Annotated in this window: 14 protein-coding genes, 1 other RNA gene and 1 pseudogene; 13 read left to right on the top strand and 3 right to left on the bottom strand. The window is 41.3% G+C overall.

From position 1 onward, the window contains the following. Position 1 precedes the first annotated feature (1 nt). Positions 2–2,117 (bottom strand): annotated as a pseudogene (gene pbp1a, locus AB4X21_RS02920) (penicillin-binding protein PBP1A). Next, positions 2,118–2,711 (bottom strand): Holliday junction resolvase RecU, encoded by a 594-nt coding sequence (recU, locus tag AB4X21_RS02925; protein WP_151379202.1) that lies wholly within the window; start codon positions 2,709–2,711, stop codon positions 2,118–2,120. A gap of 64 nt (positions 2,712–2,775) precedes the next feature. Here recU and AB4X21_RS02930 point away from each other — a divergent pair, with 64 nt between their 5' ends. The 5 genes from AB4X21_RS02930 (at position 2,776) to AB4X21_RS02950 (ending at position 6,744) form a co-directional block, all read left to right on the top strand. Beyond that, the gene (locus AB4X21_RS02930; protein WP_023920293.1) at positions 2,776–3,303 is read left to right on the top strand and encodes a DUF1273 domain-containing protein; all 528 of its coding nucleotides are present in this window, start codon (positions 2,776–2,778) and stop codon (positions 3,301–3,303) included. Positions 3,304–3,372: 69 nt separating this feature from the next. Beyond that, the gene (gene gpsB / locus AB4X21_RS02935) at positions 3,373–3,714 is read left to right on the top strand and encodes a cell division regulator GpsB (protein WP_003003917.1); all 342 of its coding nucleotides are present in this window, start codon (positions 3,373–3,375) and stop codon (positions 3,712–3,714) included. Positions 3,715–3,730: 16 nt separating this feature from the next. After that, an RNA gene (gene rnpB, locus AB4X21_RS02940) (RNase P RNA component class B) lies at positions 3,731–4,096 on the top strand. A 66-nt stretch (positions 4,097–4,162) separates the two neighbouring features. Further along, complete coding sequence (locus tag AB4X21_RS02945) at positions 4,163–5,317, top strand: class I SAM-dependent RNA methyltransferase (RefSeq protein ID WP_369088156.1); 1,155 nt, start codon at positions 4,163–4,165, stop codon at positions 5,315–5,317. A gap of 11 nt (positions 5,318–5,328) precedes the next feature. Beyond that, positions 5,329–6,744: a cell division site-positioning protein MapZ family protein gene (locus tag AB4X21_RS02950; RefSeq protein WP_369088157.1), complete on the top strand. Its 1,416-nt coding sequence runs from the start codon at positions 5,329–5,331 to the stop codon at positions 6,742–6,744. Between the two features lie 356 nt (positions 6,745–7,100). Here the strand turns inward: AB4X21_RS02950 and AB4X21_RS02955 are convergent, their stop codons facing one another. Continuing rightward, positions 7,101–7,583: an S-ribosylhomocysteine lyase gene (locus tag AB4X21_RS02955; RefSeq protein ID WP_049498849.1), complete on the bottom strand. Its 483-nt coding sequence runs from the start codon at positions 7,581–7,583 to the stop codon at positions 7,101–7,103. A 233-nt stretch (positions 7,584–7,816) separates the two neighbouring features. Here AB4X21_RS02955 and AB4X21_RS02960 point away from each other — a divergent pair, with 233 nt between their 5' ends. The 8 genes from AB4X21_RS02960 (at position 7,817) to pknB (ending at position 17,843) form a co-directional block, all read left to right on the top strand. After that, positions 7,817–9,424 carry a ribonuclease Y gene (locus AB4X21_RS02960; protein WP_369088158.1) on the top strand — a complete coding sequence of 536 codons (1,608 nt, stop codon included), beginning with the start codon at positions 7,817–7,819 and terminating at the stop codon, positions 9,422–9,424. 106 nt (positions 9,425–9,530) lie between these two features. Further along, entirely contained in the window at positions 9,531–10,163 is a 633-nt protein-coding gene (gene gmk, locus AB4X21_RS02965) for a guanylate kinase (protein WP_155127827.1), read from the top strand. 25 nt (positions 10,164–10,188) lie between these two features. Further along, entirely contained in the window at positions 10,189–10,503 is a 315-nt protein-coding gene (gene rpoZ, locus AB4X21_RS02970) for a DNA-directed RNA polymerase subunit omega (protein ID WP_003010339.1), read from the top strand. Between the two features lie 63 nt (positions 10,504–10,566). Beyond that, complete coding sequence (locus AB4X21_RS02975) at positions 10,567–12,975, top strand: primosomal protein N' (protein WP_155127829.1); 2,409 nt, start codon at positions 10,567–10,569, stop codon at positions 12,973–12,975. Between the two features lie 11 nt (positions 12,976–12,986). Further along, on the top strand, positions 12,987–13,922 hold the full coding sequence (fmt, locus tag AB4X21_RS02980) for a methionyl-tRNA formyltransferase (protein WP_155173209.1): 936 nt from the start codon (positions 12,987–12,989) through the stop codon (positions 13,920–13,922). After that, the gene (gene rsmB / locus AB4X21_RS02985; RefSeq protein ID WP_155127835.1) at positions 13,912–15,225 is read left to right on the top strand and encodes a 16S rRNA (cytosine(967)-C(5))-methyltransferase RsmB; all 1,314 of its coding nucleotides are present in this window, start codon (positions 13,912–13,914) and stop codon (positions 15,223–15,225) included. The genes fmt and rsmB overlap by 11 nt, the downstream gene beginning before the upstream one ends. A 21-nt stretch (positions 15,226–15,246) precedes the next feature. Next, a complete protein-coding gene (locus AB4X21_RS02990) occupies positions 15,247–15,987 on the top strand; it encodes a Stp1/IreP family PP2C-type Ser/Thr phosphatase (RefSeq protein ID WP_155127838.1) in 741 nt (246 codons plus the stop codon). Beyond that, the gene (pknB, locus tag AB4X21_RS02995; RefSeq protein ID WP_151379197.1) at positions 15,984–17,843 is read left to right on the top strand and encodes a Stk1 family PASTA domain-containing Ser/Thr kinase; all 1,860 of its coding nucleotides are present in this window, start codon (positions 15,984–15,986) and stop codon (positions 17,841–17,843) included. The genes AB4X21_RS02990 and pknB overlap by 4 nt, the downstream gene beginning before the upstream one ends. Positions 17,844–18,089: the final 246 nt, after the last annotated feature.

The raw sequence follows: 18,089 nt of genomic DNA on the forward strand, positions 1-18,089 counted from the left end.
ATTATTCGTTATGATTGTTAGAGTCTTGTGAAGAAGATTCTGATGGTTTAGATGAATTTTCTTCGTTCGAAGAGTTAGACGAAGGTTCCTCATATGAATACTGATCTGTGGGATAACTCGGTTCATAGTAGTAGTTATTGTTGTTGTTGTTCTTACCATTGTTTAAGTAGAGATAAGAACCACTTCGATAAAGCCCACTTGGTTGTGTCCAATCTGTATGCCCAGAATTATTGTTATTAGCCAGATAGAGCATCATTTGACGATAAACATCTGTTGCTACCTGAATTCCGTTGTCTAATACCGGAGTCAAGCGATTTGAATAACCCGTCCAGACGGCCATAGCATATTCAGGTGTGTATCCTACGAATGACTCATCCGGAGCTACGATACTTGAATAACTTGAATTTTTAGTTAGTTTACTTAACTCATTATCGGAGTAGTTTGACGTACCAGTCTTACCAGCTTGATAGACTCCTGAAATAGCTGCATTTGTACCAGCACCAGCCATGAGGACTGTCTTCATCATATCTGTCATCATGTAGGCAGTTGTTGCTTTCATCGCGCGGGTTCCTTCCGAATCAAAATCTTTAGTAGTTCCATCGCTAAAGATAACCCGACTGACATATTTCGGTTTGTAATAGGTACCACCATTCGCAAAAGATAGGCGTGACCATTTTTTCACTGCTAGCTCCGTATTTATTGCTTGAATCGCTAGTATTACTTGAGATAGCGTTAGCGTATACCATTTTTGGATAATCGATTCCCAGTCCATTTAGGAATTTCTTAGCCTTTTTAAGACCGACTTTTTCGAGAGCCTTCACTGCTGGAACGTTCCTAGATTGTTGGATTGCATAAGTCATGGTAATGCTACCGTAGTAGAAACGGTCCCAGTTGTAAACTGGTGTTGAGGAATGAGGGAAATTGTAAGGTGCATCTGTAATGGTTGCTGCAGTAGAAGTATATTCCTCATGTTCAAGAGCTGGTGCGTAATCTGTGATTGGCTTCATTGTAGAGCCCCAGTCACGGTTGGTCTCAACCGCTTGGTTAGTACCAAAGGAAACATTGCTAGATTGGTGACGAGATCCTAATTGTGCAATGACTTTCCCAGTATTGACATCGATAACTGTAGAAGCTACTTGCAATTCATCATCAGGATAGTTGACATATTCATCTGTATTGTAGATGTCCCACAATTTCTTTTGCGCTTCGGTGTCAACGTTTGTATAAACATCCATCCCAGTTGTCAACAAATTGTAGCCGGTCTCTTCTTCAATCTGCTTAATCACTTCTTTCAGGTAATTATCCATATATGGTGGATAACTACTTGAAGAACTAAGACTTTGAAGACCATCTGTAACAGGCGTATTGACCGCTGCTTCGTATTGTTTGTTAGAAATGGTCTTCATATCGAGCATTTCTTTTAATACTAAGTTTCGGCGGTGTTGCGCTGCTTCAGGATGGGAGTATGGATCGTATTGGTTTGGTGCTTGGGGCATCCCCGCAAGGAGTGCCAATTGAGGGAGCGAAAGATCTTTTAGATCTTTTCCGTAATAACTTTTCGCGGCTGTCTGCATTCCGTAATTCCCATTCGCCATAAATACTTTATTGACGTAATAGGTCAAGATTTCTTGTTTGGTTGCTTTCTTTTCTAGTTGAGTTGCTAACCAAGCTTCTTGGATCTTACGAGAGAGGGTACGGTCGGAGGCCGAAGTGGAGAAATAGGTTAACTTGATCAATTGTTGCGTCAAGGTTGACCCACCTTGACTTCCTCCTCGTAAGTTGTGAAGGAAGGAACCGCCGATCCGAATGATGTCGACCCCACGGTGATTGAAGAAACGGTGGTCTTCAATCGCCACGATAGCATTGACCAAATCAGTAGGGATTTCATTTGCTGAGGCGTTGATTCGTTTCTCAGACCCCAAATCTGCGATCAAGTTATTTTGGTTGTCATAGATCTTACTAGATGTTGTTGCAACCAAATCCCTTTCAGATAAGGTTGGCGCTTTCATGGCATAGTAGCCAAATATCAGTCCACAAAGGACAAATAAAAGTAAGAAAAATGAAATGGCTGCGATGGCAACATATTTCAACCACTGAATGACTGTTTGTTTGTTCATTTAAATACCGCCTAGAAGTTTCTGTTCGATAATTTCAAGATAAGGAACACTCGGAAGTCGATTCTTATCTACTAGAAAACCGTGCTCCTGAATATAGGAGAGAGGCATAGATTTACTACCATGATCGATGTTGTAATAGTGAATTAATGCAGGAGCAGGAAGTAAGTAGGTTTCGCTTAACTTTGCAAAATGCAAGAGAACGAAACAGATACCGCCTTGATGGACAACCGCCTCCATATGATCGATCTGATGTTGATGAAAATTTTTCATCGGCATAGACTGCTTTTGCTGTGTTTCCTTAGCTTCAAAATCGATATAGCGTCCCTTGTATACTCCAGAATAGTCCGTCGTTGAGGCTTGCCTGAAATAGGCTTCAACAATCTTTGCCCGACTGCGACGTGGATAATCCACTTTCACGATTTGAATCGGTGTTGGTTTTTTATGGATGACTGCCAGACCTCGAGAAAGATAGTATTGATTGCTTTCATTGATCATTTTTTCAAATGTCATCCCACGATTCGCAAAGTCGACTGGATGTTTCCTTTGTGTAGAGACCAAGGTTTTTTGGGCTACTTTATGTGGATAGTTGACCATAGTTCTCCTTATTGGTACAATTACATCACTCTATTATATCATAAATTAGAATAATGAGGAAAAAATGAATACCATACTTGTTGCAGGTTATAAGAGTTTTGATGTGGGAGTCTTTTCCAATAAAGACCCTCGACTGACCATTATCAAAAAAGCCATTGAAAGAGATCTTCGTCGTTTATTTGAAGAAGGAGTGAAATGGCTAGTCTTTTCTGGTAATTTGGGATTTGAGGCTTGGGTATTAGAGGTCGCCTTTGCATTAAAAAAAGATTACGATTTTCAAATGGCGACGATCTTCCTATTTGAGAATGTTGGCGAAAATTGGAATGAAAGCAATCAGGAATTATTAGCACGCTTCAAACAGGTGGATTTCGTGAAATATGCCTATCCTCACTATAGCAATCCGGGTCAACTAAAAGAATACAATCAGTTTTTGATAGATAACGCGGATGGAGCTTATGTTTTTTATGATCCAGAAAATGAAACCAATTTAAAATATCTTTACAAAATGATGGTAGAAAAAGAACCATTTTATGTCAAACAATTAAGTTTTGATGATTTAAATGAACTTGCCGAAAATTTTTACGAAAACTAAGTGTTATACCTTGATTTTTCTTACCATTTTTTTATATAATTGTGATGATGAACTAGATTGGAGAGACTAATGGCAAGTATTATTTTTACTGCGAAAGATATTTTTGATCAAGATTTCAAACGAGAAGTTCGTGGTTATAACAAAGATGAAGTAAATGAATTTTTGGATGATGTTATAAAAGACTATGAAACCTATGCTGCTTTGGTGAAGGAATTGCGTGAAGAAAACGCTCGCCTTCGTGAAGAACTTGCCCAAAAAGCAGAAGAAACACCACAAACATCTCCGATTGCTAGTACAGCTACGCAAGAATTCCCACAAGTGACAACAGCTACGAACTTTGATATTCTCAAACGACTCAATCGTTTGGAAAAAGAAGTTTTTGGGAAACAGATCGTAGATCGCGATTATTAATCCTTTAGATCGTGCAATTTTTGGATAATCGCGTGAGAGGATGCTCTCATGAGGAAAGTCCATGCTAGCACAGGCTGTGATGCCTGTAGTGTTTGTGCTAGGTGAATCCATAAGCCTAGGGACTTGGTATTCAAGTTACGGCGAGTGAAGGAGCTAAGTCTGAAGATAGGCTCTAGTAGCTCTGAAAGTGCCACAGTGACGTAGTTTTTAGGGAAACCTAAAAAGTGGAACGCGGTAAACCCCTCAAGCTAGCAACCCAAACTTTGGTCGGGGCATGGAATGCGTGGAAACGAACATAGCATTCTGACTGGAAACAGTAGACAGATGATTATCGAAGGAAATGGTACCTAGTCATTTCTGGAACAAAACATGGCTTATAGAAAATTGCATATAGGTTGATGAGGTGGAGAGAGATCTCAACCTCCTTTTTTAAAGTGATAGGAATAAGATGAAAATACAATTTGAATTGATTGCAACGGCCGCTGCTGGTATAGAGGCTGTTGTTGGTCGAGAACTACGCGATCTTGGCTACGATTGCCAGGTTGAAAATGGACGGGTTCGATTTCAAGGAGACCGTCGAGCAATCATAGAGACCAATCTCTGGTTGCGCGCGGCTGATCGAGTGAAAATTGTGGTTGGGAGTTTTCCGGCCAAAACTTTTGAAGAACTCTTTCAAGGTGTCTTTGCTTTGGATTGGGAAAACTATTTGCCTTTGGGAGCACGTTTTCCTATTTCTAAGGCTAAATGTGTCAAATCAAAACTTCATAATGAACCTAGCGTTCAGGCCATTTCGAAAAAAGCAGTTGTTAAAAAGTTACAAAAACACTATGCCCGACCAGAAGGTGTTCCTCTAATGGAAAATGGGGCAGAGTTCAAGATCGAAGTATCGATCCTTAAAGACCAAGCAACCGTCCTGATTGACACTACTGGCAGTAGCCTTTTCAAACGTGGCTATCGGACCGAAAAAGGGGAGCCCCTATTAAGGAAAATATGGCGGACAATCCTTTTGCTGTCAAACTGGTATCCAGATAAGCCCTTGATTGACCCCACATGTGGTTCTGGTACGTTTTGTATTGAGGCAGCGATGATTGCTAGAAAGATGGCACCTGGTTTGCGTCGGACCTTTTCTTTTGAAGAATGGAACTGGATGGATGATCGCTTGATTCATGAAGTCCGTCAAGAAGCAAGCAGAAAAATCAATCGTGAGATCGAATTGGATATTATGGGAACCGATATCGATGCACGGATGGTTGAGATTGCCAAAGAAAATGCTCAGAAAGCGGGCGTTAGCAGTGACATTACTTTCAAACAAATGCGAGTTCAAGATCTTCATTCAGATAAAATCAATGGGGTGATTATCTCCAACCCTCCATATGGAGAACGCTTATCAGATGATGAAGGTGTGTCAAAATTGTATACTGAAATGGGGCAAGTATTTGCACCTCTCAAAACATGGAGTAAATTTATCCTAACCAGTGATGAAGGTTTTGAATCTAAATTCGGTAGTAAAGCAGATAAAAAACGAAAACTTTATAACGGAACCCTTAAAGTTGATCTCTACCAATATTTTGGGGAACGTGTAAAACGGCAGATAAAGGCATAGAAAGGATTTTTATGACAGAGAAGGATAGAAAGCCATTAGAGCAAGAAACAGAATCAATTTTAGATTTTAAAGATGCTAAAGAGATGACGATTGGGCAGGCCAATCGAAAGGCAGAAGAAATTGAAGCAGGTGTAACGGAAGGTGATAATGTCTTAGACAAATATATCAAACAACACCAAGCAGAAATAGAAGCAGAAAAATATGATACAAAGATTTTGGCCAAAGAAGAATTGGCTAAAGCTGAGGAGTTGGCTGCTTCAGAAACAGTTGCTGAAGCAGTGGAGGCGCCGGAAGTAACGGAAACGGTCTTGGAACAAAGACCTGAAATGGATGCTATCTCAACAGAATTACCAGCTAAGATTAAATTTGGACCCACACCAACCGAACCAATTGTAGAAGCAGAGGACCTTCCTGAGGAAACACCAAGCAATGCGGGTAAACGAATCAAAGCGGTTTTATACTCTACGTTAGGTCTTGCGATTGTCGGTTCGGCCATTTTTGTAACCTATAACTGGATGCATAGTCGTGGAACATCTGGTGGTACAACAGTTGTATCATCTTCATCTAGCAAGTCATCTTCTACTTCTAAATCAAGCAGCAGTGAAACACAGGCTAAAAAACTTGAAGAGTTTACCAAAGCTTACGATGCCTTTTTTGTAGACGAATCGAAAAGTAGTCTTAAAAATGATAAATTCGGAGACTTGGAAAATCTGAAGAAACTGCTGGACAAATTGGAAGGAAGCAGTGATTATAATGCAGCTAGAACAAAATATGAAGACCTTGTGAAGCAAGTTTCTGCCATTCAAAAAGTGAATTCTCAATTTAGTTCTCCAGTCATCAAAGATGGAGTTCTTGATGCAACTGCCAAAGCGAAAAGTGATGCGACCTTTGCAGAAACAAAGACAGGCAATGAAAAATTAGATAGCTTATTGAATGAAGCGGTTGCGCAAGGACGTTCACAACAAGTTGCGACACCGGCACCAGTGACTGGAACAGGTGGTACAGATACTTCTAATGCAACCCCAGCCCCAGCTCAAGCAGCAACACCTACGGCCCCAGCTGTCAATGCTGCTACAGGTAGTGCAGGAACGGCAAGTCCAGGCTATTCAGGGTACGGTCTTCCAAGTGATGGTGTCCCACTTCAGCGGAACTTGAGTCGTGTGCCATATAACCAAGCAGCTATCAATGATGTCAATAACCCAGCTTGGGTATTTGGTGATGGGATCCTTGAAAAAGTATTGAATATTGCTCGTAAACGTGGACATATCACTGGCAATCAATACATTTTAGAGCGTGTCAATATCATTAACGGTAATGGCTATTACAACCTCTTCAAACCAGATGGAACCTATCTCTTTAGTATCAATGCCAAGACTGGTTATTTCGTAGGAAACGGAAAAGGTCATTCAGATGCTCTGGATTATTAATGCTTGATCAGACATCCCCTTTTTGGGAAAAATGACAATAAAAAAGGATGAACCAGAGGTTCATCTCAGATTGAAGACAAAATCATCTTAAAAACTTTCCTTAGGTGAGTACGGACGTCAGCGAACTTCTTTGAAGTTCCATGACTAATTATTGAGCCTACGGTCTCAATAATTCCGAGTGTCTGAAACGTTATTGTTTCAGACACTTTTCTCACAGCGGAAAGTTTCAGTATTTTCTTAAATCGATTTAAAAATTGGGACTCAATTTTATTTTTTTGCAGAATCACTTAGCTTATTTTACTTTAAAATAGTTTGTCTACATTCTAGGATGAACCATAGGTTCATCCTTTTTCGTATTAAACAATATGACGTTCAAATGGATCGTCAGAAATTCCTTGATCTAGAATCAGGCGACACCATTCTTTGGCTGAGAAGAGGCTGTGGTCCTTGTAATTTCCACAAGACTCAATAGTTGTGCCTGGGACATCCTCCCAAGTGCTGACAGATGCAATTTCTTCTAAAGAATCTTTGATTACTTTAGCAATTTCCGTACTCGAATGTTGTCCCCACATGATCATATGAAAACCGGTGCGACATCCAAATGGGGAACAATCAATCATACCATCGATGCGTTTGCGAATGAGCATCGCAAGAAGATGCTCGATCGTGTGAAGTCCTGCCGTTGGAATCGCATTTTCGTTGGGCTGCACCAGACGTATATCAAAATTGGAGATGATGTCTCCTTTGGGTCCAGTTTCCTCACCAATCAAGCGTACATAGGGAGCCTTCACAGCTGTGTGGTCCAATTCAAAACTTTCAACAATTACTTCTTTTGTCATACTCAAATCCTTCTTTGTTTTTCTTGATTATAGCATAAAAAGTAGATTCAACAAAGTGGAAATAGATGAATTTCTCACAGGTGTTCCATGAAAGAAACGTGGATAAAAGAATAAGGGTCAAGCAAAAATATAAAAGGTTTTTCCTGTTTTTTTAGATTGTTAATTTTAGTAATTTATGGTAAAATGTAAGAGAATTTTTAATTCAACTAATTAAATAGATTTGGGGTAAAAGCATGAATTTGTTTATTACAGGTGTTTTTGCCGCGGTCATTGGTTTAGTCATTGGATATGTGGGAACTGCTCTTAAAATGAAAGCTTCAAAAGAAGCAGCGGAACTCACCCTTTTGAATGCTGAACAAGAAGCAACGAATTTACGTGGACAGGCTGAACGTGAAGCCGATTTAATTTTAAAAGAGGCGAAGCATGAGTCAAGTTCACTTAAAAAAGAAGCACTTTTGGAGGCAAAGGAAGAAGCCAGAAAATATCGTGAAGAGGTCGATGCTGAGTTTAAGTCAGAACGACAAGAATTGAAGCAATTGGAAAACCGTTTGGCAGAACGTGCTAGCAATCTTGATCGCAAAGACGATATTTTAACAAGCAAAGAACAGTCTCTTGAACACAAAGAGCAAAGTCTTACAGATAGAACTAAACACATTGATACGCGTGAACAACAGCTGGAAGAGCTTGAACACAAGAAAGTAGAAGAACTGGAACGTGTCGCTGCTCTAAGTCAAGGAGAAGCGCGTGACATTATTTTGAATCAGACGGAAGAGCAACTTTCAAAAGAAATTGCATCGCGGATTCGTGAAGCAGAACTGGAAGTGAAAGAACGTTCTGATAAAATTGCAAAAGACATTCTCGTGCAAGCCATGCAGCGAATGGCTGGTGATTTTGTTGCTGAGCAAACAAACTCAACGGTTCATTTGCCAGATGATAGTATGAAAGGGCGCATCATCGGTCGTGAAGGGCGCAATATTCGTACCTTTGAGAGCTTGACAGGTGTCGATGTGATTATCGATGATACACCAGAGGTGGTGACCTTGTCAGGGTTTGATCCGATTCGTCGTGAAATTGCCCGTATGACAATGGAGAGCCTTCTCAAAGATGGTCGCATCCATCCAGCCCGCATCGAAGAGCTGGTTGAGAAGAACCGTCAGGAAATTGACAATCGTATTCGTGAATACGGTGAGGCCGCTGCCTATGAAATCGGTGCGCCAAACCTTCATCCAGATTTGATGAAAATCATGGGACGGTTGCAATTCCGTACTTCTTATGGTCAAAACGTTTTGCGTCACTCCATTGAAGTTGCCAAACTTTCTGGTATTATTGCTAGCGAGTTGGGTGAAAATGCTACTTTGGCACGACGTGCAGGATTCTTACATGATATCGGTAAAGCGATTGACCGTGAAGTGGAAGGAAGCCACGTCGAGATTGGGACAGAATTGGCACGGAAGTACAAGGAGCATCCAGTGGTTGTCAATACCATTGCTAGTCACCATGGTGACGTGGAACCAGAAAGTGTCATCGCAGTTATTGTCGTTGCAGCAGATGCCTTGAGTCTTGCTCGACCTGGAGCACGAAGTGAGTCACTTGAAAGCTACATCAAACGCTTGCAAGATCTTGAAGAAATTGCAAATAGTTTTGAAGGAGTTAAGACAAGTTTCGCCCTTCAAGCGGGTCGTGAAATCCGTATTATGGTTAGCCCTGAGGCAATCAAGGATGATAAAGTGACGATCTTGGCTCATGATATTCGTGAGAAGATCGAGTCCAATCTTGAATATCCTGGAAACATTAAGGTTACCGTTATTCGAGAATTGCGTGCAGTAGATTACGCAAAATAAACGAAAAGCTTGAGATCTAGCATCTCAAGCTTTTTGAATGAAAAAATCAGTTGAAAATTAGGCCGATTTTTGTTACACTAGATAGAAAGACATTGAAGGAGAAATCATGGCGGATCGTGGCTTATTAATCGTATTTTCTGGCCCTTCGGGGGTTGGAAAAGGAACGGTCAGACGAGAAATTTTTGAAAACTCGGAGAATCAGTTTCAGTATTCTGTATCGATGACGACGCGTTCACAACGTCCAGGTGAAGAGGATGGTGTCGACTATTTTTTCCGTACACGTGAAGAATTTGAAGATTTGATCCGTCAAGGGCAAATGTTGGAGTACGCTGAGTACGTTGGAAATTACTACGGGACTCCTTTAACCTATGTGAATGAAACCTTGGACAAAGGAATCGATGTATTCCTTGAAATTGAAGTTCAGGGTGCACTTCAAGTAAAGAAGAAAGTTCCAGATGCAGTTTTTATTTTCTTAACTCCGCCTGATTTGGATGAATTGCAGGATCGATTAGTGGGTCGCGGGACAGATAGTGCAGAAGTTATTGCGCAACGGATTGAAAAAGCAAAAGAAGAAATCGCCATGATGCGTGAATATGACTACGCCATTGTGAACGACGAGGTTCCTCTTGCTGCTGAGCGTGTCAAACGTGTGATCGAAGCAGAGCATTTCCGTGTAGACCGTGTCATTGGCCATTATCTGGATATGTTACCAAAAACACAAACTATTGTGAAGAGATAAATAATTAGAAATTAGGTATAGGAATATGATGTTAAAACCTTCTATTGATACATTGCTTGACAAAGTACCATCAAAATATTCATTGGTCATTCTTGAGGCAAAACGGGCCCACGAATTGGAAAGTGGTGCAGTACCAACTCAAGAATTCCAATCAGTCAAATCAACATTACAAGCGCTTGAAGAAATCGAGTCTGGGAACGTAGTTGTTCACCCGGATCCAGAAGCAAAACGTGAAGCGCTTCGTCGTCGGATTGAAGCAGAGCGGATCCGCAAAGAAGAAGAAGAGCGCAAAATTAAGGAACAAATTGCCAAAGAAAAAGAAGATGGTGAAAAAATTTAAGGTTGGGGCTTCTCAATCTTATTTTTTGCTATTTAAAGGGTTCCGTGATAAAGTAAAGCTCATATGATCGAGGCTGGAGGTGAAAATGTGATAGCAAAAGTCATCGTAGATGTCCCATTGATGCAGACAGATAAACCCTATTCTTATCAGATTCCATCAGAATTTGAGGATATGGTGGAGGCAGGTATGCGAGTTCATGTCCCCTTTGGTAAAGGGAATCGCCTCATTCAAGGGGTTGTGGTAGATGTTTTAGAAGAGGCAGACACAAGCGAGGAATTAAAAGCGATTGTGGAGGTCTTGGATTACACTCCGGTCTTAAATCAAGAGCAGTTCTGGTTGGCAGATCAATTACGAAAAAGTGTTTTTTCTTATAAGATCACGATTTTAAAAACCATGCTTCCTTCTCTCCTCAATTCGAGTTATGATAAGATTTTGTATCCTCAACCTTCTTTAGATCCCACTCTCAAAGTGAAACTTTTTGGTGAGAAAAATGAAGTTTCTTTTTCTTCTCTGGATGCGGCCGATCAAGCCCAAGTGATGCGGTTGGTCAGAAAAGGAGATTTGGTACTTGAATACAAGGCCAAGGATAAGAAACAAATTAAAACAGAAAAATGGTATCGCGTTAACCAAGAAGGATTAAAAGAACTTCAACCATCAGCGCGAGCTAAAAAAAGGCTAGCATTGAAAGAACGCCTGTTACTAGAGCAAGGGGAGCAACCTTTAGCAGGGTTGTATCAGGATTTTTCACGAGAAGTAGTAGCTTATTTTATTGATCAGGGTATTTTAGAAATTACAGAACGAGAAGTGAATCGGGCGGCTGCATATTATGAAGGAAAAGAACAGACCCAGGCCCTTCTTTTAAATTCAGAGCAAGCAAAAGCTGTAGAGACAGTAGTTTCTCAAATTGGGAAAACATCAAAGCCTTTTTTATTAGAAGGTGTGACTGGAAGTGGAAAAACAGAAGTTTATCTGCAGATTATTCAGGAAGTTCTCAATAAGGGGAAAACGGCTATTATGTTGGTTCCTGAGATTTCCCTGACGCCACAGATGACGGATCGTTTTATCTCGCGTTTTGGTCAGGAAGTAGCCATTCTACACTCGGGCTTATCAAACGGTGAGAAGTATGATCAATGGCGAAAAGTTGAACGTGGGGAGGCCAAGGTAGTCGTTGGAGCACGCTCAGCCATCTTTGCTCCCTTAAAAAACATCGGAGCCATTATCATTGATGAGGAGCACGAGGCTTCCTACAAACAAGATAGTAACCCACGCTACCACGCAAGGGAAGTTGCAGTTCTAAGGGCTCAGTACAATCAAGCAGTCTTGCTTCTTGGATCTGCTACACCAAGTTTAGAATCGCGGGCTCGTGCAACAAAAGGGGTTTATGAATTAATTCGTCTAACCCAGCGGGCCAATCCGGCAGCCAAAATTCCAGAAGTTAAAGTCGTTGATTTCCGTGATTATGTTGGCCAAAATGAAGCTGGTAACTTCACTCCGGTTCTAGTGGAAGCTATTGCTGATCGCTTGCAGAAAAAAGAGCAGGTTGTCTTGATGTTGAACCGCCGTGGTTATTCCAGTTTTGTCATGTGTCGCGAGTGTGGAACTGTAGATACTTGTCCCAATTGTGATATCTCACTGACCCTCCACATGGATACTAAAACTATGAACTGTCATTATTGTGGCTATAGCAAAGCAATTCCTCGACACTGTCCAAATTGCCAAAGTCCTTCCATTCGTTATTACGGGACAGGAACACAAAAAGCCTATGATGAATTACAAGAGATCTTTCCTGAAGCTAAAATTCTGCGCATGGATGTGGATACCACCCGAAAAAAAGGGAGCCACGCAGCGATATTAGATGCTTTCGGGAATGGAGAAGCGGATATTTTGTTAGGGACGCAAATGATTGCGAAGGGCTTGGATTTTCCAAATGTGACATTAGTGGGTGTCTTGAATGCGGATACTTCTTTAAATTTACCGGATTATCGATCCTCAGAGAGAACCTTTCAACTCTTGACTCAGGTGGCAGGAAGGGCCGGACGAGCAGAGAAAGAAGGAGAGGTTATCATTCAGAGTTACAACCCCAATCATTATGCGATTCGATTTGCCAAAGACCAAGATTATGAAGGCTTTTTTGCCTATGAAATGCAGATTCGCCGGCAGCTGGGCTATACGCCTTATTACTTCACAGTTGGGTTAACCCTATCCCATAAGAGTGAGGAAATTGTGATGGAGAAGTCACATCAGGTCATGGAAATTCTCCGATCAGGCTTATCTGATCAGGTCCAAATCTTAGGACCAACACCTAAACCAATTGCACGTACACATAATTTGTATCATTATCAAATCATTGTGAAATATCGTTTCGAAGAAGGCATGACTCAGGTCTTGAATCAAATCTTAGAATTTACGCAAGAAAGAGGCAACCAAGATCTCCGTGTCAGTATTGATAATGAACCTCAAAGTTTTATGTAAGGAAGAAAGAAATGACAAAATTAATATTTATGGGAACGCCTGATTTTTCAGCGACGGTTTTAAAGGGATTGTTAGCAGATTCGCGCTATGAAATTTTGGCAGTTGTGACGCAACCAGACCGCAAAGTAGGTCGCAAAAAAGAGATTCGAATGACCCCGGTGAAGCAGGTAGCTTTGGAACATCAACTACCAGTTCTTCAGCCGGAGAAGTTATCGGGTAGTCCAGAAATGGAAACTCTCTTATCACTAGATGCAGATGGAATTGTGACCGCTGCTTTTGGACAATTTTTACCGACAAAATTGTTGGAGAACTTCCAATTTGCGGTGAATGTCCACGCGTCTTTATTGCCTAAATATAGAGGTGGAGCTCCCATTCACTATGCCCTGATCAATGGTGATGAAGAAGCTGGGGTTACAATTATGGAAATGGTCAAGGAAATGGATGCCGGAGACATGATTGCAGCTCGTTCTCTCCCAATTTTAGATGAGGACAATGTGGGAACTTTGTTTGAAAAATTGGCTGTCCTTGGACGTGACTTACTCCTAGATACTTTGCCAGCTTACCTGGCAGGGGAGATCAAGCCAAGTCCACAAGATCCAAGTTTGGTCACATTTTCACCGAATATTTTACCGGAAGAAGAGGTTTTGGACTGGACCAAAACCAATCGCCAAGTCTTTAACCAGATCCGGGGGATGAATCCTTGGCCGGTTGCTCATACGTTATTAAATGGTCAGCGCTTTAAAGTTTATGAAGCAGAGCTATGCGAAGGAAATGGAAATCCAGGAGAAGTGATTGCTTTGACCAAAAAAGAGTTGGTGGTCGCTGCAGGAGAAGGCGCGCTGTCCCTCAAAGTTGTGCAGCCGGCAGGAAAACCAAAAATGTCCATCACAGACTTTTTGAATGGCGCTGGCCGTCAATTGAAAGAAGGAGATCACTTTGGAAGTTAAACAAATGAATGCGCGTGAACAGATCGTTCGAGTGCTAGAAGAGGTTTTTGAGCAGGGAGCTTATTCTAATATTGCCCTAAATCAAGCGTTAGAACACTCTCAACTTTCAGATAAAGATAGAAGCTTTGTTACGGAAGTTGTATACGGTACTGTAGCACGAAAGATAACACTCGAGTGGTATCTCGCCCACGTGATTGAAGACCGGACGAAATTAGATCCTTGGCTCTATTATCTTTTGATGATGAGTTTGTATCAACTTGTCTATTTAGACCGCATTCCCGATCATGCCATCGTCAATGAAGCTGTCCAGATAGCAAAATGTCGTAAAGAAGGCAGTGAGAAGTTTGTCAATGCTATTCTTAGAAAGCTCCTCCGCGAGGGGCTACCAGCTGTTGATACGATCAAGCGAAAGAACAAACGTTATTCGGTAGAGTATTCCCTACCTGTATGGTTGGTCAAAGCATTGATCGAAGAATACGGTGAAGAACGTGCTTGCGCTATTTTTAAGAGTCTCTATCAGCGTAATAAATCCAGTATTCGTGTGATTGATCTGGACGAAAAAGAAGAGTTAGCTCAGCTGCTCGAAGCAACCTCCTCTCTACTTTCTTCGTCCGCTCTCGTGAAAGAGCAGGGACATTTTGCAGGACACTCCTTGTTTAAAGAAGGGCGCATTACTATTCAAGACGAGTCCAGCCAATTGGTGGCACCGGCTTTGGATTTGCAAGGAGATGAGTGGGTTTTAGATGCCTGTGCGGCGCCAGGTGGAAAGACGACCCACCTGGCTTCTTATCTCACAACTGGGAAAGTCACAGCCTTGGATCTCTATGACCATAAGCTCAAATTGATTCAAGAAAATGCTAATCGGCTCCATGTTGCGGACAAAATTTTGACAAAGAAGCTAGATGCGACAAAAGTCTTTGAAACATTTGGACCTGATGCTTTCGATAAAATTTTGGTGGATGCGCCTTGTTCAGGGATTGGTTTGATACGGAGAAAGCCTGATATCAAGTACAATAAAGAGAGTGCAGATTTTGTATCTTTACAAGCCATTCAATTGGCCATTCTGGATAGTGTTTGTCAAAGTGTGCGTAAAGGTGGTATAATAGTGTACAGTACGTGTACAATTATGGGCAAAGAGAATTTTGAAGTGGTGGACCAATTTTTGAAAAAACATCCAAATTTCGAACAAGTCCCATTGGATCACGAAAGAAAAGATATTCTTAAAAATGATTGTATCCTTATTACACCCGAATTATATGGAAGCGACGGCTTCTTTATCAGTCGTTTTAAGAGAATTTCATAATATCAGGAGGAAACTGACAGTATGGATATGACGATCTTAACCGATGTAGGTCAAAGACGGACAAATAACCAAGACTATGCAAATCAATATAAAAACAAGGCAGGAAAATCTATGGTTTTCCTTGCTGATGGTATGGGAGGACACCGTGCCGGAAATATTGCTAGTGAAATGGCAGTCACAGATCTAGGTGCGGCCTGGGTTTCTTCTGAGATCGAGACGGTCAATCAAGTACGGGAATGGTTTGCAGAACATTTAGAAGCTGTGAATCGTCGGATTCATTTAGCTGGGCAAGATGATGAGCACAAAGGAATGGGAACGACACTGGAAGCTTTGGCTTTTGTAGAAGGACAAGTGATTTATGCCCATGTTGGGGATTCACGGATTGGCCTCATTCGTCAGGGCGAATACCAGCAGTTGACCAGTGACCATTCTCTTGTAAATGCTCTTTTGCGAGCTGGTCAAATTACAGAGGAAGAAGCAGCCCATCATCCTCAACGTAACATCATCACTCAGTCCATTGGTCAAAAAGATGAGTTAGAGCCGGATTATGGTTTGGTGACGATTGAAGCAGATGATTATATTTTGATCAATAGTGACGGTTTAACCAATATGATTGGCCCAGATGAAATCAGAGACATTGTCTTAAGTGATGTTTCACTGGAAGAAAAAGCTCAAACCTTGATTCGTTTTGCCAATAATGCTGGAGGCTTGGATAATATCACTGTTGTACTGCTCCACTTTACTGAGGAGGACGCAGCATGATTCAAATCGGCAAAATTTTTGCCGGGCGATATAAAATCATCCAACAAATTGGACGCGGCGGGATGGCAGATGTTTATCTTGCGCGTGATTTGATTTTAGATGGGGAAGAAGTTGCAGTCAAGGTACTGCGTACGAATTACCAGACGGATCCCATTGCAGTTGCGCGTTTTCAGCGTGAAGCAAAGGCGATGGCAGAGCTGGACCATCCAAATATCGTTCGGATTACAGACATTGGCGAAGAAGAAGGACAACAATACCTTGCAATGGAATATGTTGCAGGTTTAGACTTGAAACGCTATATCAAAGAAAATGCTCCTTTATCAAATGAAGAAGCTGTTCGTTTGATGGGGCAGATCCTTCTAGCTATGCGTCTTGCCCATACGCGTGGCATTATCCATAGAGATTTAAAACCACAGAATGTCCTCTTGACACCAGATGGAACAGCAAAAGTTTCAGACTTTGGGATTGCAGTGGCCTTCGCAGAGACTAGCTTGACCCAGACCAACTCGATGTTGGGGTCGGTTCATTATTTGTCCCCTGAGCAGGCGCGTGGTTCAAAAGCTACGGTGCAAAGTGACATCTACGCTATGGGGATCATTTTCTATGAGATGTTGACAGGACACATTCCTTATGATGGAGATAGTGCAGTCACAATTGCTTTGCAGCATTTTCAAAAGCCACTCCCATCTATTCGTGAAGAAAATAAGAATGTTCCACAAGCTTTAGAAAATGTGGTGATCAAAGCGACAGCTAAAAAACTGACGGATCGCTATAAATCAGTGGCAGAGATGTATGTGGATCTTTCAAGTTGCTTGTCCTATGAGAGAAGAAATGAGAAAAAATTGGTTTTTGAAGACCAAGCGAAAGCTGATACAAAGACTCTTCCAAAAGTGAGTCCAACTCCAAAGACAGCTCCTGTTCCAATCTCTGAGGTACGCAGTGAAATCAGTTCAGTAGATCCTAATCGACCATTATCTGATCAGCAGACAATGACGCCAAGTAAAAAGCCAAGAAGACGCTTGCGAGCGAGATACAAGGTCTTGTTTGTTGCCATTGCCCTAGTTCTTGCAGCCTTTACTTTCTTGTTGTATATGAGCCCAGCCAATAAAACAGTTCCAGATGTTTCCGGCAAAACCATTGCCGAAGCTAGAGCGGTTATTGAGGGACAAGACCTTCAAGTTGGTGAAGAGAAAGAAGAGTACAGTGATTCGGTAGCAGAAGGTTACGTCATTCGAACCAATCCAAATGCAGGGGCCCAAAAGAAAGAACAAAGTCGAATTGATTTGATTGTTTCAAAAGGTCCAAATAGTTTTGAAATGCCAAACTATGTAGGAGAAACACGAGCTAAAGCAGAGGAAGATCTGAAAAATACTTATAAAGTATCAAGCAAAATGATCACGATTGAAGAAGTTGAGACCTTCGATTATGCTGCAGGGACAGTTCTTGAACAAACCCCAGCTCCAGGAGAGCAATATTCTCTGAATTCAAAAACCAAGATTGTTTTGAAAGTAGCGAAAGAAACGACTTCAATTGAAATGCCAAACTATGTTGGATCAACTTATGATTTTGCTAGAAGTAATTTGATTGAGATCTATGGTATTAAAGAAGCCAATATCGAATTAAGAAAAACGGAACATCTCCCTGATGGAGTATTTGTTTCTGCAGGTCAAATTGTCAGTCAAACTCCAGAAGTCTCGAGTACGGTGGATATTAACCGAACACGAATTGTTTTAACGGTATATGAGCCTAAAGTGACGGCTTCTTCAAGCACGAAAGCCTCTTCAAGTTCAGAGACATCTAGTTCGTCCTCTGCGGAACGATCCGATACAGAAAGTTCTAGCAGTAGTGAGCAATAGTGCTACAGGTGTGGATTAAAAAATACAAAAAGACTCAGATGAATTTCTGAGCCTTTTTGTATTTTTTATTGCTATGTCGTAATTTTTTTATTTCCCTGTTGAGGGAAAAACTTTAAGGCCACTACAAGATACTATTTTTCTAAGTTTGAATAGATTGTGCGAACCCCTTCACAAACAAGGGGTTTCAAGATCGGTAAAATAAAATAGTCAATTAAACATAAGGTGATTTGAAATTGAAAATAGATT

It is taken from the genome of Streptococcus sp. CP1998 (genome assembly GCF_041026655.1).
Taxonomy (GTDB): domain Bacteria; phylum Bacillota; class Bacilli; order Lactobacillales; family Streptococcaceae; genus Streptococcus; species Streptococcus dentalis.

Excerpts from the sequence above, each read along its gene's own strand:
- gpsB (WP_003003917.1), top strand. The coding sequence starts at position 3,373 with ATGGCAAGTATTATTTTTACTGCGAAAGATATTTTTGATCAAGATTTC.
- AB4X21_RS02960 (WP_369088158.1), top strand. The coding sequence starts at position 7,817 with ATGAATTTGTTTATTACAGGTGTTTTTGCCGCGGTCATTGGTTTAGTC.
- AB4X21_RS02975 (WP_155127829.1), top strand. The coding sequence starts at position 10,567 with ATGATCGAGGCTGGAGGTGAAAATGTGATAGCAAAAGTCATCGTAGAT.
- gmk (WP_155127827.1), top strand. The coding sequence starts at position 9,531 with ATGGCGGATCGTGGCTTATTAATCGTATTTTCTGGCCCTTCGGGGGTT.
- AB4X21_RS02955 (WP_049498849.1), bottom strand. The coding sequence starts at position 7,583 with ATGACAAAAGAAGTAATTGTTGAAAGTTTTGAATTGGACCACACAGCT.
- AB4X21_RS02945 (WP_369088156.1), top strand. The coding sequence starts at position 4,163 with ATGAAAATACAATTTGAATTGATTGCAACGGCCGCTGCTGGTATAGAG.
- AB4X21_RS02950 (WP_369088157.1), top strand. The coding sequence starts at position 5,329 with ATGACAGAGAAGGATAGAAAGCCATTAGAGCAAGAAACAGAATCAATT.
- recU (WP_151379202.1), bottom strand. The coding sequence starts at position 2,711 with ATGGTCAACTATCCACATAAAGTAGCCCAAAAAACCTTGGTCTCTACA.
- rpoZ (WP_003010339.1), top strand. The coding sequence starts at position 10,189 with ATGATGTTAAAACCTTCTATTGATACATTGCTTGACAAAGTACCATCA.
- AB4X21_RS02930 (WP_023920293.1), top strand. The coding sequence starts at position 2,776 with ATGAATACCATACTTGTTGCAGGTTATAAGAGTTTTGATGTGGGAGTC.
- AB4X21_RS02990 (WP_155127838.1), top strand. The coding sequence starts at position 15,247 with ATGGATATGACGATCTTAACCGATGTAGGTCAAAGACGGACAAATAAC.
- fmt (WP_155173209.1), top strand. The coding sequence starts at position 12,987 with ATGACAAAATTAATATTTATGGGAACGCCTGATTTTTCAGCGACGGTT.
- pknB (WP_151379197.1), top strand. The coding sequence starts at position 15,984 with ATGATTCAAATCGGCAAAATTTTTGCCGGGCGATATAAAATCATCCAA.